Origin of the sequence: Hufsiella arboris, from assembly GCF_009834875.1 — a bacterium.
GTDB classification, from domain to species: Bacteria; Bacteroidota; Bacteroidia; order Sphingobacteriales; family Sphingobacteriaceae; genus Hufsiella_A; species Hufsiella_A arboris.
The window spans coordinates 1-25,959 of sequence record NZ_WVHT01000002.1; the positions used below are offsets into that span (position 1 = coordinate 1).

Annotated in this window: 23 protein-coding genes; 17 read left to right on the plus strand and 6 right to left on the minus strand. The window is 40.7% G+C overall.

Annotated features, from left to right (window positions below; genetic code table 11):
* The 11 genes from GS399_RS20770 to GS399_RS03770 all read left to right on the plus strand — a co-directional run.
* Positions 1–345 (plus strand): hypothetical protein (locus GS399_RS20770; protein ID WP_237487859.1); only part of this gene is annotated, 345 nt, incomplete at its 5' end.
* Positions 346–512: 167 nt separating this feature from the next.
* Positions 513–995: a hypothetical protein gene (locus tag GS399_RS03725; RefSeq protein ID WP_160843262.1), complete on the plus strand. Its 483-nt coding sequence runs from the start codon at positions 513–515 to the stop codon at positions 993–995.
* Positions 996–1,136: 141 nt separating this feature from the next.
* Entirely contained in the window at positions 1,137–1,532 is a 396-nt protein-coding gene (locus GS399_RS03730; RefSeq protein WP_160843263.1) for a hypothetical protein, read from the plus strand.
* Positions 1,533–1,676: 144 nt separating this feature from the next.
* Positions 1,677–2,174 carry a hypothetical protein gene (locus tag GS399_RS03735; protein ID WP_160843264.1) on the plus strand — a complete coding sequence of 166 codons (498 nt, stop codon included), beginning with the start codon at positions 1,677–1,679 and terminating at the stop codon, positions 2,172–2,174.
* Positions 2,175–2,345: 171 nt separating this feature from the next.
* Positions 2,346–2,774 carry a hypothetical protein gene (locus GS399_RS03740; RefSeq protein ID WP_160843265.1) on the plus strand — a complete coding sequence of 143 codons (429 nt, stop codon included), beginning with the start codon at positions 2,346–2,348 and terminating at the stop codon, positions 2,772–2,774.
* A 578-nt stretch (positions 2,775–3,352) separates the two neighbouring features.
* Positions 3,353–5,752, plus strand: a complete 2,400-nt coding sequence (locus GS399_RS03745) for an ABC transporter permease (protein ID WP_160843266.1) — start codon at positions 3,353–3,355, stop codon at positions 5,750–5,752.
* Between the two features lie 397 nt (positions 5,753–6,149).
* Positions 6,150–6,956: a DUF5694 domain-containing protein gene (locus tag GS399_RS03750; RefSeq protein ID WP_160843267.1), complete on the plus strand. Its 807-nt coding sequence runs from the start codon at positions 6,150–6,152 to the stop codon at positions 6,954–6,956.
* 170 nt (positions 6,957–7,126) lie between these two features.
* Positions 7,127–8,251 (plus strand): dipeptidase, encoded by a 1,125-nt coding sequence (locus tag GS399_RS03755; protein ID WP_160843268.1) that lies wholly within the window; start codon positions 7,127–7,129, stop codon positions 8,249–8,251.
* Between the two features lie 302 nt (positions 8,252–8,553).
* Positions 8,554–8,985 carry a VOC family protein gene (locus GS399_RS03760; protein ID WP_160843269.1) on the plus strand — a complete coding sequence of 144 codons (432 nt, stop codon included), beginning with the start codon at positions 8,554–8,556 and terminating at the stop codon, positions 8,983–8,985.
* 575 nt (positions 8,986–9,560) lie between these two features.
* The gene (locus GS399_RS03765) at positions 9,561–10,040 is read left to right on the plus strand and encodes a DUF2975 domain-containing protein (protein ID WP_160843270.1); all 480 of its coding nucleotides are present in this window, start codon (positions 9,561–9,563) and stop codon (positions 10,038–10,040) included.
* A gap of 3 nt (positions 10,041–10,043) precedes the next feature.
* Positions 10,044–10,271 carry a helix-turn-helix domain-containing protein gene (locus GS399_RS03770; RefSeq protein WP_160843271.1) on the plus strand — a complete coding sequence of 76 codons (228 nt, stop codon included), beginning with the start codon at positions 10,044–10,046 and terminating at the stop codon, positions 10,269–10,271.
* Positions 10,272–10,312: 41 nt separating this feature from the next.
* On the opposite strand, the gene GS399_RS03775 is transcribed toward GS399_RS03770, so the two are convergent.
* The gene (locus GS399_RS03775) at positions 10,313–11,791 is read right to left on the minus strand and encodes an alginate export family protein (RefSeq protein WP_202409369.1); all 1,479 of its coding nucleotides are present in this window, start codon (positions 11,789–11,791) and stop codon (positions 10,313–10,315) included.
* Positions 11,792–12,319: 528 nt separating this feature from the next.
* Here GS399_RS03775 and GS399_RS03780 point away from each other — a divergent pair.
* The 5 genes from GS399_RS03780 (at position 12,320) to GS399_RS03800 (ending at position 19,284) form a co-directional block, all read left to right on the plus strand.
* Entirely contained in the window at positions 12,320–13,102 is a 783-nt protein-coding gene (locus GS399_RS03780) for an alpha/beta hydrolase (protein WP_160843272.1), read from the plus strand.
* Positions 13,103–13,122: 20 nt separating this feature from the next.
* Positions 13,123–14,907 (plus strand): amidohydrolase, encoded by a 1,785-nt coding sequence (locus GS399_RS03785; RefSeq protein ID WP_160843273.1) that lies wholly within the window; start codon positions 13,123–13,125, stop codon positions 14,905–14,907.
* Between the two features lie 36 nt (positions 14,908–14,943).
* Positions 14,944–15,951: an MBL fold metallo-hydrolase gene (locus tag GS399_RS03790; RefSeq protein ID WP_160843274.1), complete on the plus strand. Its 1,008-nt coding sequence runs from the start codon at positions 14,944–14,946 to the stop codon at positions 15,949–15,951.
* An 18-nt stretch (positions 15,952–15,969) separates the two neighbouring features.
* Entirely contained in the window at positions 15,970–16,899 is a 930-nt protein-coding gene (locus GS399_RS03795) for an alpha/beta fold hydrolase (RefSeq protein WP_160843275.1), read from the plus strand.
* Positions 16,900–17,028: 129 nt separating this feature from the next.
* Complete coding sequence (locus tag GS399_RS03800; RefSeq protein ID WP_160843276.1) at positions 17,029–19,284, plus strand: tetratricopeptide repeat-containing sensor histidine kinase; 2,256 nt, start codon at positions 17,029–17,031, stop codon at positions 19,282–19,284.
* Positions 19,285–19,365: 81 nt separating this feature from the next.
* Here GS399_RS03800 and GS399_RS03805 read toward each other — a convergent pair whose 3' ends face one another.
* Positions 19,366–20,217, minus strand: coding sequence for a hypothetical protein (locus GS399_RS03805; protein ID WP_160843277.1), 852 nt, complete (start codon positions 20,215–20,217; stop codon positions 19,366–19,368).
* Between the two features lie 166 nt (positions 20,218–20,383).
* Here GS399_RS03805 and GS399_RS03810 point away from each other — a divergent pair, with 166 nt between their 5' ends.
* Positions 20,384–20,953: a DUF1572 domain-containing protein gene (locus GS399_RS03810; RefSeq protein ID WP_160843278.1), complete on the plus strand. Its 570-nt coding sequence runs from the start codon at positions 20,384–20,386 to the stop codon at positions 20,951–20,953.
* A gap of 42 nt (positions 20,954–20,995) precedes the next feature.
* On the opposite strand, the gene GS399_RS03815 is transcribed toward GS399_RS03810, so the two are convergent.
* The 4 genes from GS399_RS03815 to GS399_RS03830 form a co-directional block, all read right to left on the minus strand.
* A complete protein-coding gene (locus tag GS399_RS03815; protein ID WP_160843279.1) occupies positions 20,996–22,399 on the minus strand; it encodes a B12-binding domain-containing radical SAM protein in 1,404 nt (467 codons plus the stop codon).
* Between the two features lie 30 nt (positions 22,400–22,429).
* Complete coding sequence (locus tag GS399_RS03820) at positions 22,430–23,674, minus strand: hypothetical protein (RefSeq protein ID WP_160843280.1); 1,245 nt, start codon at positions 23,672–23,674, stop codon at positions 22,430–22,432.
* A 38-nt stretch (positions 23,675–23,712) separates the two neighbouring features.
* The gene (locus GS399_RS03825) at positions 23,713–24,051 is read right to left on the minus strand and encodes a potassium transporter KefB (RefSeq protein WP_160843281.1); all 339 of its coding nucleotides are present in this window, start codon (positions 24,049–24,051) and stop codon (positions 23,713–23,715) included.
* Between the two features lie 244 nt (positions 24,052–24,295).
* On the minus strand, positions 24,296–25,954 hold the full coding sequence (locus tag GS399_RS03830) for a M1 family metallopeptidase (RefSeq protein WP_160843282.1): 1,659 nt from the start codon (positions 25,952–25,954) through the stop codon (positions 24,296–24,298).
* Positions 25,955–25,959: the final 5 nt, after the last annotated feature.

The window sequence follows — 25,959 nt, forward strand, 5'->3', positions numbered from 1 at the left end:
TTAGATAAAACGTTAAATAGTATTGTGATACATTGCATTATTTTATGTTTCCTTTTGTTCGTTGGGTTGATTATTATTGGAATTAATATCGCATACGGCGGTTCTAACTCAGGAGGCATGTATGGATTATATGTATTACCGCTGATTCCAATTGTTCTCCTCGCTTTAGCGTTCGTAAAGTTGGGCGAAAGAGTTACGAATAGTAATTGGCAATGGGCGGTGTCATTTATTCCCTCGATCCTTCTAGTAGCTTTAATATGGCTCGACGCGTTCGGCTCTTATGTTTTTGCCGGAACTATAGCTTTGATAATAACTTATACGTTGATACGGCGACTCGTAGACTAAAAGCGGCAGTAAATTTGAGGTCGTACTACACATAGCAGCGCCTTAAAACAATAGCCATTACAGTGCTTTTTGAAAGCTTAATCAAATCAATATCTTTAGTGAAAAATTAAAGTTCCTGCGATTAAGGCTATTGCCTCAAGCTACCAACCGTTATGCCTAATTTTAACATGAAACTATTTCCAACAAAAGAACTGGGGTTTAGACTTGTCAATAACCAAGCCGAGACATTAGATAGACTTAATAGAAGAACCGAAAGGTCTGAAAATTTAACTTCCCAAGTTACTGACAAATCATTTCGGGGACTAATAAACGGAAGTGAATTTAGACTGATTTCTTCGACAATTGGGAAAGGTGCATTTTGTGTTATGACCGGGCATATCAATTCTGTTGATGGAAGTGTAAAAGTTGAGATACACAAAGTATTTCGCATTTTATTGAGTATCATTTTATCGCTTCCTCTTGTCGGAATACTTGCAATGGCAATAAGTCGCAAGGAAGAATTTTCTCCAATCATAATTTTGGTTGCAATCGGGCAGTTTTTAATGATTAGGTTCTTTTTTATTGAACTTGCATTTAGATTTTTATCGCGTGAGAGTCTAAACAGGTTGAGAGAGGTTTTAGACCTAGAATGGCTAAAAAACTATGCATAACACGGGTTTTGCATCATGCGGGCTGACGTGCTTCTATTCAAGTCTAGTGCCGGTTAACAGTTTTGTGCTTCGAAACCCACCCGAACGAAAAGCCCGAAACCGTTAGTGGTAATCATGCCAACAAAACGAATAACAAATTAAATGAAATACTCAATTAAAATAATCTTTCTACTTCTATTAGTAAATTCTACCAAAATTACATTTGGACAAAACAACATAACTAATGAGACTCTTATTTGCGGAACGTGGAAACTTAAATCCTACGAGGAAGCTGGCGTAAAACATTTAGGCTCAGCAAACCAAAATGAAAGCCAAATGATATTTTATGCCGACCATAAATTCAAATCTATTGAGCCTGGCAATATCGAAAATGGAGCTTGGAATTATAACCCAACTACCAAAATTCTTACTACGACTGATAATATTACAAAGAAAGTGGCTATAATAAAAGTAAGTAAATTGACAAGCGAGGAATGTGTTTTAGAATTTAAAGACCCGGACGGAATTCTTTTAAAAGTCCATATGATTCCTAAATAAAATGCCAATCGCTAACAACGGGAAAAAAAATGCGGGGCGAAGTGCTCTCACCCACTTCACTTCTTTTTATAAAATTTAATGCGGTGCGACAGAGGTTGTGCAAGCAATTCGCAATTTTCTCAAACCCGCAACTCGTCAGCAATTATGAAACGACCCGCAATTATATTAATATATCTGACTTTGTTAACAAGCTTATCTTTTGGTCAAAGCCAATCACAGGTTGACAGTTTATTGACGGCATTGTACGACACCAAAAAATCAAAAGACATTTCAACGCAAAAAGAAGCTACGCAAATAATTAGCTTTGGTGACAAAGTTTTACCCTTACTGACTAAACTATTTAGTGACAATACACCCACAGAAATAAACTCAGAGTGTCAAGGATTAAAATTGACAAAAGGCGAGGTTGCAATTATTTTGGCTGATAGAATTGAGATTATGCCGTATGCGCTGTTGACACATATTCAAAACTGCTCACTAGAATTCTGTAACGACAACCCAAATCTTATAGAATATTACCTAAATGCTATCAGGCGAGACGGCGTAGAAAAATTTCAAAACAGGTATACTGATTGGCTCGATAGCAAAGACAGGAAACAGTGGAATCCATATTTGACAAACAACAAAATAAAACTGAAATAACTGCTGCCAACGAGGTATTGGCAAAAGCTGGGCTGAGGAATAAGAACTGAGCTTTGGAATATAAATCAACTGTGGTACATTGGCCATAACAAACGAAAAGTTACGGCCTAGACGTAACGCTAATGCCCAGCCTTCCAATACCCAAACGTGGTAAACCATTTAAAAAACTATATGGAACCTAATCTAGACGAATTACGAAAAAATTATGAAAAATTTGATAACAGCAAATTAGTCCGTATCGCAACGGAAGAAGCAACGAGACTTCGACCAGAAGCCGTTGAACTTCTTAAACAAATTATTAGCGAACGCGGACTCTCAAAAGACATTACAAAAGGAATTGATGCTCAATTTCAAGAAGTTGATAATGAAACACTATTAGAATATACCGAACTTCTAAGAGAACTTCCTTGTCCTATTTGTAAATCGACCGAAGAAAAGTTAAATGCAACGATGACTGGATGTGTGGTAAGCTTTATCATTATGACCAGTTATAAAAAAGAATTAAAAATAGCCTGTCCTAATTGCCTTGACAAAGCGAATAATCAAGCAATGATAAAATCGGCATTGTTCGGTTGGTGGGCTTTCCTTGGGGCATTATAAAAACTCCGCAAGCTCTACTACTGAATAATAAAATGAAAAAACAAAACAGACTTTTAAAATCAAACGATCTTTTTAATGCGTTTGTGCTTGGAAGAATCGGACGTTTAGAGGCAAATAGAAATAGTCCGGCCGAACTTCAAGAGATGATTGAATATATTAGATAATAAAAAACGAGTTATAACAGCAGATTTGCAATGGGCGGGCCTCCTCCTCAGAAAGTTTGTGATTGCAGAAAGGTCAGTTCTCCTATTAACATTTGTGCCGAAAAGCATGCCCATCACAAATCTGCCAACCATTATCGGCAATCCTGCGGCTGGCAGAAAGCACAGCTGGTCAGCAGAACCATCAACGCGGACTCTGCCGATATGTATAGGTTACTAAGATTTACTTCTCTCACATTTATAGCTAATAAGGACAAGTCAATCTGTATCAAAAGCGTACAATTTTTGTATCGCATTCGAACAATTTTAAAGATACTATTTAGGTGTAAGAAGTTGAATATCAGGATGCAAGCTTGGTGGCATTCTATTAGTCGCACTTACAGCCGTAAAGCTCTGTTCAATTATTAAATGACTATTATGTTCCAGTCTGTCCTGAGACCAGGTTTTAGAAACATTCGACGCCAAAAAGGTTTTTCAATCATTAATATTGCAGGTCTCACCCTTGGCTTTACTGCCAGCTTACTCATTGGCTTATTTGTAAGAGATGAGCAGCAGTACGATAAATTCAATCCAGGGTCTGAAAACATTTATCGCGTTTATCAAAAAATGAATGGAGATGTAAGCAATATCATTGCTACATCACCTCCGGCATTTGCAGTGGCACTCAAACAGAACTTTGGCGAGGTGGAGGAGGCCGTTCGTGTGATGGCCTTTAATTCAAAAGAGCTGATTGAAGCAAACGACAAAAAGCTGTATGAAGAGAATGGATTCCTTGTCGACAGTAATTTTTTTGAGATGTTTTCGCTCCATTTCCGTTATGGATCGGCGGCAAAAGTGTTCAGCGATCCAAAATCCATTGTGATCTCTGCTGCTATGGCGGAGAAATATTTCGGCAAAGAGAATCCGGTTGGTAAGGAGCTAACCCTCTCAAAAGATGTAATGCGTGTGCAGGGGGTGCTGGAAAACAGCGAGAAGTTTCACTTACCACTCAATTTTCTGATTTCCCTGAACGCCGCAGGCTACCCGGCCGACATAATGCAAAGCTGGCAATGGTATCCCTTCAACACGTATGTGAGGCTAAGGAATGGCAGCAACGCAGATCAGCTCCAGGCAAAATTCCAAAGTTTTTCAAAGCCTTTTCTGAAAGGTGAAGGGGGTACCAATGTGCCGTACTTCCAGCCGCTCGGTCAGGTGCATCTCTATTCATCAGACTTTAGCTACGATATGTCCATCAGGGGTAACATCACATATGTGAAAGCCCTTACGATCATCGCTATTTTTATCCTGCTCATCGCCTGCTTTAACTTTGTAAACCTTGCCACGTCAAGTGCACTAAAAAGAGCCAGGGAAGTAGGCGTGAGAAAGACAATTGGCGCAGGCAGAAAAGCGCTGGTGATACAGTTTATCGGTGAGACAATATTGCTCGCCGCTATTAGTATGGTTATTGCCGTCGCGGCCACAAGGCTCCTGTTGCCCTCACTTAATGGCTTTACGGAGAAGAGCATCGAATTCGATCTGATTAGCAATCCATTGGTTGGGCTCACATTAACGGCGCTTACATTGGTTGTAGGGATACTTGCAGGCTTCTATCCTGCGCTGGTATTGTCTTCTTTTCAGCCGGTGAAAGTTTTAAAAGGGAGCATTGTACCAGATGCCGCGCAGGGAGGTAGGCCATGGCTGAGACATGGCCTCGTGATAATACAGTTTTCATTATCGGTGCTGCTTATCATTAGCGCCATTGTGGTAATTAACCAGGTGCGTTATATGCACAATAAGGATTTGGGCTTCCGGAAAAAGCAGGTCATGTTCTTTCCTATGAGAGGTGAGAACCTGCAAAAGAGTTATGCAAGCTTTAAGAATGAGTTGATGGGCTACCCGGGAATAGCATCGGTATCGATTGGCTATGGTTTCCCCGGTGATGCCTTTGGCGATGGCTTAATGACCGTAAAGGAAAAGCCTGAAGTGAAGCCAACAAGAGCCACCCAGTTAATGGTCGACGAAGATTATATAAAAACTCTCGGGCTAAAGCTGCTTGCAGGCAGGAACTTTTCGAAACATATCAGTAGCGACGTAAGCGCCTATATCATCAATGAAACAGCCGTTCGTGAGCTTGGATTGGGCAGTGCCGAGCAGGCTATCGGTAAAACGCTGTCATGGCCTACATGGAGAAAGCCTGATTCATTAAAGACAGGGCCGGTAATTGGCGTGGTGAAAGACTTCCATTACAAAAGCCTGCACGAAAAAATAGAGCCTTCGGTGCTGCAGATTTATCCGCAGGCCTATTCTAAAGTAGCGGTTAAAATAAGTGGCTCAAACATCGAACCTATTATTGGCAAGATCAAAAACGTATGGAACCGTTACAGCCCCGACTATCCTATTGAGTACAATTTCCTTGACGAAAGCTTTGGTAAGATGTATAAAGGAGAAGATAAGCTTAAAACCTTGCTTTCGCTATTTACAGCAATAACCATTTTTGTCTCTTGTCTCGGTTTGCTGGGCTTAGCAGCTTATGCGGCGGAGCGTAGAAAGAAGGAGCTTGGTGTGAGAAAAGTGTTGGGCGCCACGGTGGAGGGACTTGTGGTGCTGCTCTCAAAAGATTTTCTGAAGCTCGTGCTGATCTCCCTTTTGCTGGCTTCTCCGATTGCGTGGTACTTCATGAATCAGTGGCTGGATAATTTTCCTTACCGCATTACCATTAGCTGGTGGATGTTCGCAGTTGCAGGAGGGCTTGCAGTGTTGCTGGCATTATTAACAGTGAGTTTCCAGACAGTAAAGGCCGCCCTTTCTAACCCTGTACAAAATTTGAGGTCTGAGTGATTATTGATGCAGTAGTTTGGTGCCATGTGTAGTTATATCTGTTTAGATCATAGATGCTGCCACAGATAAGGCTTGCCATACCCATAACAATTGGAGGCGAAGATGAATTCAATGGAATTATGTTTGAAAAAGAATAAAAAGCACATGCAACTACCTTGTTGAAATTGAAGGATTATTCGGAAAGTGGCTTGAGTAAAATTAAAAGCGTTTGTTTAAGTAGTTAGGACGTACATCGGGTTCAAGTTATGGCCGGGTGACGTGGTTCTTGCTCCCTACTTCTTTTTAACTACTTTAGCGCCGGCTACAGGAAGCACTTTTATTGAGGGCACAACTAAAGCCCACAAACCGTTGGTGTCATTTTTTGAAGACACCGCTATAACAATATCAAAATAACTTAATGAAACAACTTGCATTTTCCCTGGCGCTTATTTTATTTGCTAACTTTTTATTCGGACAAAATTTATCTACTAAAACTAAAATTTTGTTGATTGGTACCGTCCATTTTGAAACGCCACATACAGATAAATTTGAATTAGAAACCGATAACTTCCTTGAACCTAAGAGACAGAAAGAATTAGAAGAACTCACGAAAAATTTGCTTGAAACTAAGGCAGACAAAGTAATGATAGAGCGACAATCAAAAGACCAGGATAAAATTGACAGTCTTTATAATGCTTACCTCACTAATAAATATAACCTTACAGTTTCTGAAAGAGAACAAATTGGATTTCGACTGGCGAAAAAATTAAAACTGAAAGCAATTAACTGTATTGATGCTGATTATAGTCTTCACGACAGTTTAATGTCAGTGACTGCGAAAAATAACAACCAGCTCTATCTGCTTGAAAAACTTGGTGAAGATGCTAAAACTTTGTTAGGTGAGGTCGATAATAAAGTAAAAAGCAGTTCAATAACTGAAACTTTAAAATTCATTAACCGGCCTGATTTATTACAGAGAAATCTTTCGCTATATCTTAAATATTTTGCGAAAATTGGTGCAGGAAATAATTTTGCAGGTGCGGAATTTGTTTCAGAATGGTATTTACGAAACTTAGGAATTTATGCTAATATTTTGAATCAGGTTAAACCGACCGATAAATTTATTATTGTAATATTTGGTCAAGGACATATTCCAATTTTGCAACATTTTTTTCAGAACAATGACGATTATGAATTAATAGAAGTTAACAGCGTATTGAAATAAAACTGCACCAGCAAGGGTTTTGCGCCAGGCGGGCTGAAGTGCATAATCTCAGCAGTGGTAATGCTATCGGCAATATAACAAAACCAGATTTCTGCTTTGATTTTCCGCCCGAACGCAAGACCTAAACATTACCTGCCATTCTTAGACCGGCACTCGGCAAATCAGAAAATATGAATAACGATAAAATGAAAGATTGGACAAGGCGGAAATTTATTACAACTGTAACCAGTGCTGGTACAATGTTCCTGTTTAGTCCATTTGTTTCTTTAGCCGCTGCTGGACAAGACGACAAAGTGAAAAAAATAGCAGCCAAAGCAATAGGCATTGACACTCATAATCACATGGACGTTCCATTTAGTTTAGAACAGTTCAAAGGACAGCAATATGACTTAGCAGGTGAAATGAAAGCGTCGGGTTTAACGGCTATTTGTATGACTTTTTGCGTTGACCGTCCTAAATTGGAAAAAGAAGGTGACGCATACGAAAGATTTATAACGAGCCTCGACGAAATGGATGAAATGCTTAAAGCCAACCACCTGACTCGGGCATTAAACTACTCAGATTTAAAAAAGGTAAAAAAAGAGAATAAGCGAATCGTTATTCAATCAATAGAAGGCGGACATTTCATTGAAGGCAAAATAGAACGTATTAAAATTGCTTACGACAGAGGGTTACGTCATTTAGGTTTAATGCACGATGGACAGACTTCTCCACCAATGGGAGATATCTACACTGACACACCACAATTTGGCGGGCTGACGCAGTTAGGTATTGACACGATTAAAGAATGTAACAGGCTTGGCATCCTCGTTGACCTTGCGCATTGTAGTAACGAAGCCATTAATAAAGCCCTGGAAGTATCAACTAAACCAATGCTCATTTCACACACAGGGCTAAATACACAGTTGGGAACAAATGAAAGAATGGTAAAAATGATGATGCCACGGCTTATCAGCAAAGAACAAGCGAAGAAATTTGCTCATGCCGGCGGCGTTATCGGCGTGTGGACACATCTTGCAGATACGCCCCTGGATTATGCAAAAAATATAAGAGCATTGGTCGACGTTATCGGAGCAGAGCATGTTTGTATCGGCACGGATACTAAAATGGCTTTGCCAGGCGGAAGCAACGACAGGTTCGGAAGCAAGACCAATCAAAGTTGGAATACCACTACTAACGGATTTTTCTATACTGTGGTTGACGCATTATTAAAAACAGGATTTACCGAAAAAGAAATTACGCAAATTGGCGGCGAAAATTATTGCCGCATTTTTGACAAGGCAACAGATATTTGAAAAACGGTATGCTGACAAAAAATGGCAGGTAACATGATATTGCCAAAGCAGGGCTTGACAAGCCGGATGCGTTAAGCTCAAGTGTTCCAGTGGATAGGACATGTCACAACAGGCGGCCTGGCAAATTCGCCATACATATTGGAAGTTTTGTACTCCGAAACACGCCCGAACGCAAAGCCCGAAACCATTATGCATCGTTATAAAAACCTCTTGACGCAGAAGACCACTTTTTTGACGCATTATGCCCTATCTGTTTTGCGGTTAAGCAGTACATTTGAATTGCAACAAAAAAAAATAAAATTATGGCAAATATCAATCCACACATTAATTTCAACGGCAATGCAGAAGAAGCGTTCAACTTTTACAAATCAGTATTTGGCGGAGAGTTCGCAAAAATAATGCGTTTCAAAGATCTGGTAAATGCTGGATTTCCAGTAGCAGAAAATGAAGCAAATAAAATAATGCACATTGCTTTACCAATCGGTAAAACTTTTTTAATGGCTAATGATGTACCTGAAATATTGGGGCGAACAAATGAAAATGAGAACAGAAGTAAAATTGTAATTAGCGCGGAAAGCAAAGAAGAAGCTGACAAATTATTCAATGGACTTTCTGCAGGCGGACAAATTGAAATGCCTATTTCTGACAGCCCCTGGGGTACATATTTTGGTATGTTTAGAGATAAGTATGGAATTGAATGGATGATAGATTTTGATTCGAATTTTAAGGGCTAAATATAGCCGAAGAAAATAACGAATACATCACGGTATTCCCAAATGCAAGCTAACAGCTTCGATTGGACATTTGTGCAAGGTTACAGAATGGAGTAATCATTCACATTGGCGATCCTGATTGTTATACCACAGCATGAAGAAAACGACCCAAGATATAACGTAAAATAAACCAACAATTAAAGTTTAGTTTTTAGAACTGTAGCCTTTCCCTTTATGCCAAACGGTCTAAAAACCTCTCCTCTTTTTTCTCATTTAGTTTTATAAGTTCCGGCCTCAGCCGCAGATAGTTTTCGATATTCCAAGGTATAGAATTCGTTGTTGGAAAAGACCGCGACCTGGCAGAATTATCTATTTAGAGCAGGCTGTGGCGTAGAGCTTGATTTTGACTTTTAACTACTCGCCCTTTATCGTTATTGCTTAAGGTTTTTGAGGCGTTGCTGGCGATGGCAATGGGTTATATCTCAGTCGCCTAACCGCTATGGTTACTTCAATATTTCCTTTAATACACTAAATTATTATTGTTTATCAATAATAATTTATTATTTTAGCGTAATGAATCAAATGGTTAAAACATTATGAAAAGAATTCCAATAGTATTTCTTCAGGCAGTCATCGTGCTTATCGGCACTATTGCACTTGTCATTTTGCTTTGGCTTCCCTTAACTGAGGGAAGGGCCGCAAACTTAGACTTGTTCAGCATTTATTTTGACCCGCTCATTTTGTATGCATACGCGGCATCAGTCGCTTTTTTTGTCGCGCTGTACAAGGCGTTCAAATTACTTGGATACATCGGACATAATAAAGTTTTCTCTCCAAGCTCTGTTAAGACTTTAAAGGGTATAAAATATTGTGCAATCGTGCTGGGTGCTTTAATTGTGTTAGCGGGATTATACATAAGACTATTTCACAATAAAGATGACGACCCTGCGGGCTTTCTTGCCATTTGTATCGTAACTACTTTTGTTTCTATCGTAGTTGCAACTGCTGCGGCAATATTTGAAAAACTCTTGCAAAATGCCATCGATATGAAATCTGAAAATGACTTAACAATTTAAGCTATGCCAATTATTGTAAATTTAGATGTGATGATGGCAAAGCGAAAAATTTCATTAAACGAACTTTCTGAAAGAGTTGACTTGACGCTGTCTAACCTATCGATCTTAAAGACAGGGAAGGCGAAGGCAATACGATTTAGCACCTTGGATGCAATTTGTAAAGCATTAGAATGCCAACCCGGTGACATTTTAGAATATGTTAATGATGAACAAAAAACAACAGACCGTTAGCATCAGTTAGCAATTCGCCGGCAGTCACAGGGCATATTTGGTTAAAACTTAAAAGTGATGGTACTGCCGAACATCAAAATATCTTTCCCCGGACCGGCTTCTTTTAAATAATCTCCGGTATTAAACCAGGTAAATTCCTGCCTGAAATACAAATATTTGTTAGGAAAATATTCCAGTGCGCCGCCTAGCTGACGGCCAATTTGCTTTGATGTCCCGACCTTGCCGGAATAAATGAGTTTGCTGTTAACCGCGTAAATTCCGTCATTACGGCTCATACGCCAGAAAAGGTCGTAATCGCTGGAGAATATTAAGTTTTTAGTGAGATTGAACTGGATATACGGATGAGCATCTACTAAGTTAGACGGGCCGATCAGCGCAGCCAGGCCAAAATAAGCACCTTTAGGAAATAAGGGGTTGAAGGTGTTAAGCCTGCTGTCGTTATAGGTTTTGTCGCCGCTTATAGCTTCAGTTTTTAAACCAATCTGCGGCTTGAATTTGTTGTGAAAAAAAGTGTAGGCAACGTTAACAGACATCGTCCACGCCGAAATGGCACTGGCTGCAAAATCACCAAACTGATATAAGCCCTCGATGTCGTATTGCCAGGCTGGCGTGGTTTCCCACAATCGTGCACCAACAGAATGGCGCGTTTCAGTCCCGCTGCCATCATCAAATGAGACCGCTTTTTTACGAATGCCGAGATAATAGATATCAAAATTTGACACGACCTTTATTTTGTTAAAAACAGCGTAAGCGCCCCAAAAATGCGTGGCATCGCTGAAGCCGTCATCAAAAATATTTGGCTTAGCGAATACGTAATGAGAATAAAAAAGATCAAGTTTTACATTTTGACTGCCGTACATAATCTTGGCAGCGTCAAAGGACTGGCGATTATTTGGCGCCTCGCGCACAGCCACTAATCTTTGTGATCCGTATGAAAGTTCCTGCCGGCCTACCCGTAAAGTCAATTTTCTTGTGTTGCTTAAGGTTGTTGAAACGTCAAAAAAAGCCTGGTGCAGATCAAGGGGGTTTTGATCAACCGGTGATGGAGTGTCTGCCTCGCCGCCGGCCAAACTGCTTTGCAGCTGTACAAATGTGCGAAAGTGTTTGCCGGCATGAAAATCGACATGACCCAAATACCTGGCCAGTATAAAACCGTCTTTGTCTTCGGGCGCCTCACCCCAGTCCTGATTCTTGTAATAGAAGTATTGGAAGCGTGCTTCGCCACCGAAACTAAAATAGGCGGCGTTGTCTTTAGAAACGGAATTGAACTTCAAATTGCGATACCAATCACTTGTGGTATCTTTAGCCAGGTAGCTGTAATTTTCGTCGTATCGCAGCTGCTTAAAGGATTTTTCTTGCGCCAAACAGCTTAATGATGTAAGTAAAAAAAACAGGGCAATTAAGGTCTTCATGAGGAAACGGGATTTCAGATCAACCTGATTGCTGGCCACTTGATCTTTAAAGTCGATGAGCACTAATGCATGACTGCCGGATGGAAGTAAATCGGGTGGAAGTTCCATGATAGTAATTCGTTTAGTTAATCACTGCCACAAAACTTAGCTAAGAATAGGCCGGTAATGTAATTTATTGATTGATAAATAGTTGTGTTTCGTTTATCCAAATCCGGTAGCTGTATTTCGGAGTTTAACTGGTTTTTTACGATATAACGTTGTCCTGTTATTGGCTAGCTTTTGCCGCGATCGATTGGAATAACGTCAGGTATGAACCGTATCAAAAGGAACGATAGATAAGTTCAATCAGGCTTTTCGCAACAATACAGTATTTCAACTTTTCAGCCATTACATCTCTTGTCAGAGAATTGCTGCCAGCATTACCTTATTTCGTTGCTGACAATACCAGATAACGATATAAAGCAAATATGAATTGCTGAAAAAAGCATAAGTGACTGTTTGTTAATGATTTGCATTGGTGGCTCGCTGCTTGCCATTTGAATTTCATATCAAATAAAACGGATATGAACGCAAAACCTCAGCCAGTACCATCGATTGCCTGGAAGACAGCAGATAAATCATTAACACCTTCACATTATGAAAGCTTTGACATCTAAGACCATTGTTTTTATTACCGGTGCGTTTGTAAGCAGCGACTGCTGGAACGATTGGAAAACCTATTTCGAGGAACGGGGCTATACTACATTGGCGCCAGCCTGGCCTCATAAGGATGCACCGGCCTGCACATTGCGGGAAAGACATCCCGATGCCGAAGTCGCCAGTTTGCGCCTGGCTTCATTAACCGATTATTTTGCAACCATCGTAAAGCAGCTGTCTGAGAAGCCGATCCTTATTGGCCATTCGATGGGCGGGTTGATAACGCAGTTGTTGCTTCAAAAAGATCTGGCGACTGCAGGTATCGCCATTCATTCACTCCAGCCCAAGGGTATTTTTACTTTTAAGTTTTCTTTTTATAAAGCGGGCTGGGGGGCATTGGGTTTTTTCACAGATACGAAAAAAACCTACCTCATGTCATTTCGCGAATGGCAATATGCGTTTACAAATGGCATGTCTTTCGAGCAGCAAAAGGAGGCATACTATAACCTGCTGGTGCCTGAATCAAAACTGCTGGTCAGGGATGCCACAACCGACGCAGCAAAAATCAACTTTTCTTCTGCGCACGCTCCACTGCTATTCCTTGCAGGCAGTACCGATCACTTCATACCGGCTTCGCTTAACTATAGTAATTACAAAAAATACAGCCATCACCAATCGGTAACCGATTATAAAGAATTTGCAGGCCGTAATCATTTCGTACTTGGCCAGCCAAACTGGTCGGAGATCGCCGATTTTGTGTTAAGCTGGATTAAAAAAAATTAAAACCATCAAAGTAAATACAAATGAAATCTTTATTGCCAGTTTTTAAGAAACTGTTCCTGGTACTTTTTGCTGCATCAGCTATGAACGTGTATGCCCAGCAAAAAGCTGATCTGATTATTTACAACGGGAAAATTGCCACCATGGCAAAGCCGGATGAATTTAAACAAGCAATAGCTATGAAAAATGGATTGATCCTGGCAACAGGCAGCACGCAGGCTATTTTAACCACGTATAAAAATACCGCTACTAAACTCGTTGATGCCGGAGGTAAAACCGTCATACCCGGGCTCAACGACAGTCATATGCATGCCATCAGGGAAGGACTTAATTTCAATATGGAGTTACGGTGGGATGGCGTGAAGACATTAAAGCGTGCTATGGCGATGCTGAAAGAGCAGGTCGCAAGAACGCCGCCCGGCGCCTGGGTGAAAGTAGTTGGCGGCTGGAATGAATTCCAGTTTGCAGAAAAAAGACAGCCTACCATTGACGAAATCAATGCCGCGGTGCCAGACAAACCGGTATTTATCACTTACCTGTATGGCAAAGCTTTTTTGAATAAAAAGGGCATCGAAGTACTTGGTTACGATAAGAATACCAGCTACCCGGGCAGCGTAATTGAGTTAGGTAAAGATGGTAAACCTACTGGTCTTTTGTACGCCAAAGAAACGCCTATGGCTATTTACCGCACGCTTGCCCTTACCGGCACGCTGACTCCAGAAGAAAGAATCAATAGTTCCGAGCATTTCTATCGTGAAATTAACAGCTTCGGTATAACCAGCGTAGTTGATGCGGCCGGGGGCTCGCAAAATTATGATGCCGACTACCAGGCTTCGCTTTCACTTGCAAAGGCAGGGAAGTTAACAGTAAGAACGGCTTACTATCTGTTCGCACAGCAAAAAGGGAAGGAACTCGAGGATTATGAAAAATGGATCGGGAAAACATATCCTAATAAAAACGACCATTTGTTAATGGCCAACGGCTATAATATGGAAGGCGCGGGCGAAAACATTGTCGCATCTGCTGCTGATTTTGAAAACTTCCTGGAGCCACGAATAGTGCTTTCTCCTGATATGGAAACTGATCTGGAGCCGGTTATACGCCTGTTGGTTAAAAATCGCTGGCCTTTTCGCCTGCATGCTACCTACGGTGAGTCAATTGACAGGATGTTAAATGTGTTTGAGAAGGTAAACAAGGACACGCCATTTAACGGTTTGCGTTGGTTTTTCGATCATGCAGAAACTATTACAGATTCTGAGCTTGCCCGTGTTAAAGTCCTTGGAGGCGGAGTCGCCGTTCAGTTTCGAATGTATTTCCAGGGAGAGCTTTACACTAAAATGTACGGCCAACCCAAAACACAGCTTCCGCCAATAAAGAAAATGCTGGCTATGGGCATCCCGGTAGGCATGGGTACCGATGCGCCGCGTATTTCTACTTATAACCCCTGGATAGCGATGGACTGGCTGCTGACGGGCAAAACCATCGGTGGTATGCAGTTTTGGCCGAAAGATCAGGTACTGGATAAATTCACGGCGCTTCAATTATATACCTCAGGTAGCGCCTGGTTCTCGGGCGAAGAAAAACTTAAAGGTAAATTGGTTAAAGGGATGTATGCCGATATGGCCATCCTGTCCGATGACTATTTTACTGCCAGCCCCGAAAAAATCAAACACATCACCGCTTTGATGACTGTGGTAAATGGAAAAGTGGTTTATGCATCCGGTAAATATGCTGCTCAAAACCCGTCAATTGCAGACGTGATCCCTTCCTGGTCGCCGGTGAAATATTATGGCGGCTACCAAAAATAGAAGTCTGTATCTGAAACAAATTTAAAAGCAACCACAATGAAAATACAATTCTTAAAATTAGCCAAGCTTAGCCTGTTGCTGATGTGCTTTGGCCATCAGGCTTATTCTCAAATGCCAATGCCGCCGACTGTTCCCATCTGGGACGCCAATAAAGTAAGCCTGGGGCTGCAAAAAATAAGTAATGACGTTTATGCCATAATACCTACAACTGCCGCAAAAGAGACAGCTAAAGGTATCCCACAAGCTACGACAGGAGGGTTCATTGTAGGCGAAAAAGGTGTGTTGCTGATAGAAGTAATGCTAACAAAGCGACTGTACGATCAGCAGATTAAACTGGTTCGTTCAATCACCGATAAACCTATCATTTTCGCCGTCAACACCAGCGATCACGGCGACCATTGCTTCAGCAATTATTTATTGCCCGCAAAAACGGTGATCATTCAGAACGAATTCGCAAAAGAAAACCTCGCGAAAAACTATGACGGTATCAAGCAATTTATGGTCACCTTGTTTGGCTCGGGCAGGGGGATTGAAAATACCATTTTCCGCCCGGCTGATATTGTGATACCTAAAAACAGTAACCTGAAATTAGACCTTGGTGGCGGTAAAATTGTGGAGTTGCTAAATGTAGGTACCGCGCAGTCGCCGGCTGATCTGTTCGTATGGATGCCTGATCAGAAAATATTTTGGGCCGGTAATCCGTTCATCGCAGAAAGTCCGGCTATACCATGGCTTTTTGACGGCTTCTTTTTAGAACCGGCAAGTAATCTGAAAAAGATATACGATTTTTTACCCGAAGATGCAGTTGTCATTCCCGGCCATGGACGTATCACCAATAAAGCCGGCATTAAATACACGATAGATTATGTGCAGGAACTAAAAAAAGAAGTAGAAGCAGCGGTTGACAAAGGCCTTACACTTGAGCAAACCCGGGAGTATGTTAAAATGAAAGAATACGATAAAGGGTATGTGTTGTTCAACTGGCTGCATTACAACTTTAACCTGCCTAATGCTTATAAAGACATCAGCAATAACAAGAAATAATAATAAACAGCAAAAATCATGAAAGCAATAACTAAACTCAAACACTTAATGCTGGCCATCGTATTAACAGCGTTTGCTGGCAGCGTATCGGCGGCACTTGCACCAGCTAATCCGCCGGCTAATTTTAAACACCAATACGCCACAGTTAATGGGGTCAAAATTCATTACGTTATCGGCGGTAAAGGCGAACCCCTATTGCTGGTACACGGCTTCGGGCAGAACTGGTATATGTGGAACAGGCTGCTGCCGGAGTTATCTAAACATTTTACGGTGATAGCGCCGGATATGCGCGGTGTCGGGGAGTCGGGAAAACCGGCAGCCGGTTATGATAAGAAAAATATGGCGGTTGACATGCACGAGCTGATGCAAAAGTTGGGATATCATCATATCAACCTTGCGGGGCATGATATTGGACTGATGGTGGCTTATGCTTACGCCGCACAGTTTCCTGGTGATGTAAAAAAACTGGCACTGATGGATGCTTTGCTGCCAGGCATCGAACCGGTTTGGAGCCAGGTGAAAGCCCAGGCCTGGTGGTTTGGATTTTTTGCTCAGCCACATTCCGGAGAATTAGTTTCGGGCAAGGTGGGGATGTTTTTAACGGATTTTTGGCCGGTTGTAGGTTTTCAAAAAAACGCTTTTACAACAGCAGAACGCACCGAATTTATTCGCGCCTATTCGGTCCCCGGTGCCACAACCGGTGCATTCCATTGGTTTGGCTATTTCGGTCAGGATGCTAAAGACAATGTTGAATTTGCACGAAAAAAATTGCCTATGCCCGTATTGGCCATGGGGTCCGATCATTTCGCCGGCGCATTCCTGGCCGCGCATACTAAACTGGTCGCCGACAATGTAGAGGAGTCTGTTATAAAAGACTCAGGACATTGGGTGGTACAGGAAAATACTGCCCAGGTGCAAAAAGACCTGTTGAATTTCTTTATAAGATAGATTCAGCTCATCACCGGCTAGCAGCAGCATCTTTCGGGCCTCCCGATGGATGCTTCGCTTATTCACAGTACCGTGTGGTGCAGATCTGTCATTTAGGACTTGTGGCCATTCTTAATTATATTGCAGGAAATGGATAAGATGGCAGCCAGGTCCTTGTCAATAATTGTTGTATTGCTCTTATTAGTAGCACAGGCGTCTGCTTTACAGCAAAAAACTGTGCGTCAATTCCACAACAACAGCAAGGCTGATACAATCCGATTAAGGACACTGTATGAACTGGGTGACTATTATCTTTTAAGAAAACATCAGGATAGATTATCCGATTTTCAGAATGCAGAGAAAGTATTTTTTACGGCTTATGGCATTGCGGATTCAGAAAATGTAATTTCAAAATATGGAAAATATGAATTCCAATGCAAATTAGCAGAGGTCTTTGTATTGGAGAACCAGCCGGAAAAAGCTATGTCGTTATTTATCCAGGCGGCAAAATTTTATCATGACCGCAAGTTTATTGCTAAGGAAGCGAATACCTATTTAAGATGTGTAATAAACATCTGGCCGGGTTCCGATGATTATGAAGGTATGCAAACGTTGCTGTTTAAAGCTCTGCGCATTTATGAGGAATTGAATCAACCGGGTGATATAGTATTTACAAATTATTGGATTGCGCTTACAGACCTGCATCGTAATCGGGCCAATAACTATCGGCTTACAGAGGCTCGATGCAATCAGATGATTGTTAAATATCAACATACAAATGCGCTTCACCTTGATTATATCTATAGTCTTTTATCAAGAATAAACAGGTACAGGGGCAATCTGAATAAATCACTCTCGTATTCGCTCAAGAGTATGCAGCTAATGAACTCGACAAAAGACACGACTGCAGAAGAACAGATATTCGCGGAGTTGGCTCAGACTTACCAGGATTTGGAGCAAACAGAAAATAGTATCGTTTACTATAAGAAGACCATTGAAATACGTGAGCGGAAAAATATACCGCAAGAGTACTTGTTCAGGACCGCTGGATTTATCGCCCAGGGTTTAATAAAACTTCACAGGCCTGTTGAAGCGTTAAACTATATCGAAGCTCTTGAAAAACGGCATAAGCCGGATAACAAAGCTAAATATGCATTCATTGAACAGATTAAAGGTTATTGCTACGAAGCACTCAGGGATTATAAAAAAGCTGAAGAGGCATACCTGGGCATGATAAATGACTACCGGAAGGGCGATGATGAAATGTGGTACATAGCAAAATATGACATAGCTCGTTTCTACGTACTTAGAAAACAATATCTGAAAGCTGCCGCGTTCCTGAATGATAATACACCACCCTCAAACTTCTCGAAAGCGAAAGACCTTGAATATCTGCTTTTTCAAGTTGACTCTTCCCGTGGGCGTTTTCTTTCAGCGATCAGGCATTTCAGGAAGTATAAAACAATGAACGACTCTGTTTTCAACCTCAGTAAAAGTAAACAAGTAGAGGAGCTACAGTTACAGTACCGAACGAGCCAGCGTGAAACAGAAATAAAGCTGCTCACCAAGGAAAGCCAGTTGCAGCGACAGAATGTTATCCGTGCCCAAAATGCCCGTAATCTCACTTACGCAGGTATTGCGGTATTAAGCCTGTTTGTCGGCTTGCTCTATTATAACTATTGGGTAAAACAACGTAATAACATCGTGCTTAACCAACTCGTGCTCGAAAAAGACGCACTTCTGCAGGAAAAGGAGTGGTTTATTAAAGAAATTCATCATAGGGTGAAAAATAACCTGCAAATTGTGATGGGCCTTCTCCAGCGCCAGTCCGCTTATATTAACAATGAGGAAGCTTTAAAAGCAATAAGAAATAGTGAGGATCGGATGCATTCTATCGCACTTATTCATCAAAAACTTTATCAATCGGATAGTCCCGGATTTATTTATATGCCTGAATACATCGCTGAACTGGTAAATTACCTTAAAGACAGTTTTGATTTGGGAAACCGGATCCATTTTCAGAAAGATGTCGACGATGTTTATCTGAATGTTAGCCAGGCAGTGCCACTCGGCCTGATCTTAAATGAAGCCATCACGAACGCCATAAAATATGCATTTACCGATCAAACATATGGCGAAGTATCTATCTCATTTTTAGCAACAACAGACGGTTGCCATCATTTGATGATTAAAGATAATGGTGCCGGACTTCCGCAAGGATTTGATAGTTCTTCTATTAATTCTATGGGCATAAACCTGATGAAAGGATTAACAAAACAGCTTGGAGGCTTATTCAAAATGACATATGACAGCGGAATGATAGTGCTAGTTAAATTTAAGGTGGAAAATTCTGGTATTCCGGAAAATCAATATAATCAACAGGAAGGCTTTGTGATCACGCATTAATTTCTCGCACAAGAACGGGGCACTAAATTAGAATTCATACAAAATTGCCTTGACTTGAAACCGCTTTCCGCATGTCAGGCTTTAGGTTTCATTTTTCAATAGTCTTAGCAGGTAGTCAAATCGCATCCAATAGATATGGCAGTCTTTCTCACTGGTGCCTTGGGTATAAAACAGATATTTATTGTCAGGTGTAACATATTGCCCCCAGCGGTGAGCTTTGCCGTTATTAACCAGTGGGCCTAAGCTTTTAGGAGTGCTCCAAGATTTATCTGCATTTCTGAAACTGATAAAAAGCTCAGACTCATATTCTTTCGTTTCATTGGTGCTGATAATTATATAGGATTCGTCATTTGAGACGAAAAAATCGCCGTCAAACCCTTCGGTGTTTACAGGGCCGTCTAACTTTTTAATTGTTGTGTCAGTGCCGGATATCGCTAACTGACAGAAGTCGTAGGTACTGAAATCTTTAATGTTTCCCTGGTTACCGTTGCTTCCGATATACATTAATCCGCTTTGTGTTTTCATAAAATCGTACAGGCCATAGCTGGCTTTTATATATTGTACTGGTTTTGTCCATCCAGTGGCTGTTCTCGCTGATTTCCAGACAACACCCTGCATCCCGCCGCCGATAAAGTATATACTGTCGTTGCTGGTTGAAAACGACGGAGCATAATATCCTTCGTTTAAAACGACTGGCCCATTCCATTTGCCGTTATCAAATTTGAAATAGCGAATGGTTGCGCCTTTCGATTCAAACCAATGAAGTGCATGGCAATAATAGAACTCTTTGCCATCCGGCGAAAATGCCACGCGGTCTAATGCAATTCCGCCATCTTCGAGTAAGCCCTTGGCAAAAATTTCAGGTTTATCACCCGGTAGTTTTTGACCGATGAAAGCTTTAGAACTCTTCCAAAAGCTCGTTTGCGCTTTCAAAAAAGAGAAATTATAATATAAAAATATAAATATCAGAATTGTCTTAGTTGTCTTTACCATCATTAAAACACATTTCTTATGAATGTACCATAAACTTTTTTAATTTCAATTTAAAGAGCCATGAAGGACGTGATGGCAATAAATCCAGGTGATCAAATTTAATAATATGGTTAATTATTATTTAGAAAGTATCAGCAAGCAATTTGAGTATTACAAGTTGCTCGGAGAAAGGACTTTTTCACAGCTGAAAGATGAGCAACTATTCTGGAAGTATAATGATGATAGCAATAGCATTGCGGTAATAGTGAATCATTTAAGCGGGAATATGCTTTCTAGATGGACGGACTTTTTGACTTCCGATGGCGAAAAAGAATGGCGAAACAGAGATGCCGAGTTTGAAAATAATATCAAAACCAGGAAAGAACTGATGGACAAATGGAATGAGGGCTGGACTTGCCTGTTTGAAGCAGTAAAATCTTTAACAACAGATGACCTTGAGAAAGTCATATACATAAGAAATCAAGGTCATACAGTAATGGAAGCAATTAACAGGCAACTTGCGCATTATCCGTATCATATTGGACAGATTATTTTTTTGGGTAAGATGCTAGCAAATAATGAATGGATTTCGTTATCAATTCCAAAAGGACATTCTCAGCCATTTAACGAAGCGAAATTTTCACAGCCAAAACAAAAAGAACATTTTACAAATGAAATTTTAAAGGACAAGAAATAGTTATTCAAGTGGGTTGTTTTGTTTGGAATGATTGTTTGTTACTCAACTTGCAACTAGTGATTTATCACAAGTTGATAGATTGTCGTTTGCAGCTTTTCCTAGTGGTTTTATCACTTTACTTAAATCTGCTCTTTTGCTCATGTCAATCGGATAGTTCTTTCTCAATCTTTTGAGGGCGTAAAATAAGTTCATAAATAACACCATCAAAAATGCGCCTGTTCTTAAAGAAAACATTGCCCGAACGATCCGCTTGAGAGAATACGTTAGTGAAAATGATTTTTTCCAAAGTGCGCGGTGCGCGTTAAGCAACTGCTCTTCGTTTATTTTTTGCGGTTTGAACACCACATTATAACCATTGTAGAAATTCCAGTTTCTTTCTTCAATGATCCGTCCTTCCAGTTTGAGTTTGCTATAAATAGGTGTACCTCGAAATGGGGTCATGATACTTAAAAACGGAACATCAATCCCGATCTCCATCAATTGGTCCGCCATATTGGTTACGCTTTGTTCATCATCATGATCAAAGCCGGCAATAAAACCAGCCATCACAGCAATTCCCCGCTTTCTGATCTGGCTTACAGCTTCTTTGTAGTCGGCTATTTTATTCTGCCTCTTATTGGCGTCGGCTAGTGATTCTGTTCCAAATGATTCGATTCCCAAAAAGACACCTATACAACCTGATGTTTTCATCAGATCTAATAGCTCCGGGTCTTTGGCGATATCCATACTGGCCTGGGTTAACCACCATTTTTTCAGCGGGATCATAGCCGTTAAAAGTTGCCTGATGTAAGGCCTCCTGATGGTGAGGTTATCGTCCCAGAACCAGACGATTTTTCTTTGCCACCAATACTTAAATTTATCGTAAGACGCATCTCTTACCACATCCCCGACAGGCCGTAACCTAAAGCCCGGATTTAATGAGGGAACAGTGCAAAAAGAACACGAGAAAGGGCAGCCCCTTGTAGCCTGGATGACTTTTTTGATGAAGAACTTGTCTGGCAAAAGGTCATACCTTGGTGTTGGTAAACCTGTCATATCGCAAGGTGTTCCGGAATAAATTTGTTTTAACTGGCCAAGCTCTATATCACGTAGCAGATTTAACCACACGTTTTCTGCTTCGCCGGTTACGATAGCGTCAAAATAAGTGAGTGCTTCTTCCTGGCAATAAGTAACATGCGGACCGCCAGCCACTACTAATTTTCCGTTTTTCCTGAATTCAGCTGCAAGATCGTAAGCAGCGAGGGCAAAGCCGCTGAAGAAAGAGATCGCTATTATGTCGGCGTCAGTATCCAGTTCTATTTTATCAACTTGCTGATGAAACACCCTCACCTCATGTTCGGCGGGAGTTATCGCCGCTAGATGAATACCGGTAATTGGCGGCACAAAATCTCTTTCGTGGCCAAATTCGTACCGCTGAACATATGCTATAATGATGTCTATTTTCATTTTATTTCTATAGAAAACTGAGATGATTTACTATTTGAAGCCAAATAAAAGCGGAAATAAAAAGGTTACGAACGTTGCCCATAAGCCGTAAACGGGAAGGAAAACTGCGATGGCATTTCCGACTTCTGTTAGATCACGTTTCTTTGATAATACTTTGAAAAGTTGGATAGTTACCAGCAAAAGATTTATCAGGATCAGTACGTTACTACCCATAACAGCAATCCTGTTCGGTGTAATTCCCCATTCTGATATCCTGAACAAGATGGCCGAAAGAGCAATTCCATTAACTATTGTGGTTACAATCGAAAGCATAAAAAGAATCCAAATCTCAACGCGACTTTTGGATATTTTCGATGTTTCAGCGACGGAAAAGAAAATAATGGCCATAACACCGACCAGTAAAGCATTAAAAATCAACAGGAACTCTCGGTCTTTATACGGGTCTTTACCTGTAAAAAGCATTGCCACGAGATAGATTACCAGCATGACTAATACCAAGGGACTGAATATTTTGGCAATTACTGGTGAAACTTTTCCTACCAGCTGTGGATTCGTACGTGTTAAATAAGTTCCTACGACAGGTGCAGCGGCAAGTCCGAAGACTCCCACATATTGGAAATAATATTTTTCAATACTAAAGCCGATTATAGAGAAAAGGCCGATGGTTATACCCGTCATTATTCCACCGGCGATCAGGATGAGTGTCGTCATCACAACCAGGTCGCCATTGTATTTTAGAAAACCGAGCCGTTTTTGATGATCTGTTAAATCATTACCGACGAATGCAGAGCCTAATAACACCCACAGTAATAACGGTAAATGAATACATGCCAGCAGTAAAGTATCGCTTTTCTCAGATGCAGGAAGGGCGTTGATATAGACAACCGAAAGAAACATTACGCCGCAGATTATAGCAATTTTCCCAGGCTGTAAATTGTTTTTCCAGGTAAAATAAGCTGTAAGCAGCGGCAGAAAGATGAAACCGATATTTCTGGGATAGAAGAAATCCTCGCTGATATGAAATATGGCGGGAACTTTGGCGATAAGCCCTGCTATAAGCGAAGCTATTATTATAATGGTTAGCTCTTTGCCTGTGCCCCAATTGATCTCATCGCTTTCATAATGGAGCCGCTCATGCCAGAAATCAGCAAGTATATTTCCTTTGAGCTCTGGATAAAGTTTGCTGAACTCCCTTTTGAAAGAGCCTTTGTTGTTTCTGTACATTTTTTCAAGATGCCCGGGGTCGTTCAGGTGGTTGACTATTTCGTCTTTCATTTTATATAAGGTTTTTCAGTTCTGATCAACTAGCGACATTAATTCCAAAGTGTACCGTTCAATCCTAAAACAGTGCCCAGCCATAACACGATGACGAACACAATCAAACTGGCCAGATTTGCCAGCACTTTTTTCCAGCCGCCCTGGTGACGTAAAAAATCCATATTGTAATAAAATAATCCACCTAAGGATCCGGCCAATGGAACGATGATCAGCGGTTTGACCATCCATAATTTCCCCCATGCAGGGTTGGGATCTCTCACCGGAAATAAAAAGACAGAGATCAGGATTAATGCAATACCGGCGGCAATCAGCATTAGTTTTCCCAGTGAAATAGGGTGTACTGGTTGTGTAGTTAGTTCGTTTTGGTGTGTCATGGCTGTTTTTTTATGTTTAATAATTGTTTTTTTGTAAAGTACTTTGAATTGCAAAGTTTAAGCGCAAAAAAATGGTTAAGCTTTAATGTCTTTGGCGAATAAGAGTTTCGTTGTCATAGCTAAAAGTACTTTGTTATTCAAAGTTAAAACTAAATTTTATTTAATCAAGAAGAATGTTTGGAATTTTTAAAGATGAGATGATAGCTGTTTATTAAGCCAAAGCAAATCTCAGGAATTCATAACTTTAATCGGTAATAACACCCACATAAAAATCAAGCGAATCAAGTTCAACGTTTTCCTTGGAAACGCCATTGATTCCAACAGGGTTAAAATTTGATGAAGGCCTTATTAATTGATAATTACCGCCCTTTTTTCTAACCAATACAGGCATTGTAAAACCTCTGACGTCCGAGATCCAACGGCAATTTAATATCCCATCTTTGTTTACAAATTCAAGAAGCGGAAGATTTTTATAATGTAAATATTGACTGAACATAGGGGCAAGGTCAACGCCAGATTTTTCAGTTAAATAAGAAACGATATTTTCATAAGTAACTGTCTGATGATAAAATTTTTCGTTGAGACCGCGAAGTATACCGCGCCATTTTTCGTCATCACTAATTATACATCTTATCATATTCAACACAACGGCACCTTTAGCATACATATCTCCGGAACCCATTTGATTAACCTGATAAGGTGCAACAACCGGCGCGTCGTTAGCGATGTTCTGCCGATTTTGATAAATATGCTGTAATCCGGCTTGCCTGCCATATAGTGTTTCCAAAAACAGTGATTCGGCATAAGTACCAAAAGCTTCATGTATCCAGGCATCGGCGAGATCTTTTGCAGTTATATTATTTCCAAACCATTCATGAGCACTTTCATGCACTATAATGAAGTCCCATCCTTCCGCATCGTTACCGCCTTTCAGCTCGTTTGGCGGAATACCTTTAAGGAAACCGCCGTAACTTATAGCGCTTTGATGCTCCATTGCGGGGTAGGGCGTTTCAACTAACTTGTAACCGTCGGAATAGAAAGGATAAGGGCCAAACCAATGTTCATAGGTTTGTAGCATGGTTTTTACGTTTCTGCTAAAAATTCTCTTAGCCTTCACTTCGTTATATTTAAGAGGCCAGTAATCTAACGAAAGCTTGCCTTTCACGCCGTTGTAACTATCATTAATATGTGTAAAATCGCCTATGTTGACGGCTACATTGTAATTGTTGATCGGATTGCCTACAAACCAATCAAAACGAGTGTACCCATCTTTAAGATCAGTTACCAGACGCAGACGGCCATTTGATACCTCTTGTAATCCTTTGGGTACGCTTATACTTATTAGCATGCTGTCCGGTTCATCTGATAAATGATCTTTATTAGGCCACCAAATGCTCGCTCCGGTACCTTCACACGCCGTTGCAACAAACGGCTTACCTAAAGAATCTTTAGAAAATACAATTCCACCGTCGCGCGGTGCTCTTTGGGTGACAGTTGGATATCCGGAATAGAAAACGGTAAACTCATCTTGCTGCCCTTTTTTTATTGATACCGGTAACATGATAAACACCGCATTCGCTTCTCTTGTATAAGGGACTTCCTTATCACGATAAATAACCTTGCTGATCTTAAGGGTGTCAAAAAGATCAAATTGCAGTTTTGAAAAATCTCGCATTGCGGTAAACTTAATACGATTGCTTCCGCTGATATATCTGTTATCAATATCAAAACGAACATCCAGATGATAAAAATTAACATCATAACAAGCACGCAGCGGACTTAGCCTTCCGCGTAATGTATCGGCATGGGTAAAGACATTTTTGCCAGGTAAGAACTGAGCCTGTGATTGGTTTTTGAAAAAAGATAATAAGGCGAGAGAAATCAAAAAGCGGGCAACTTTCATTTATG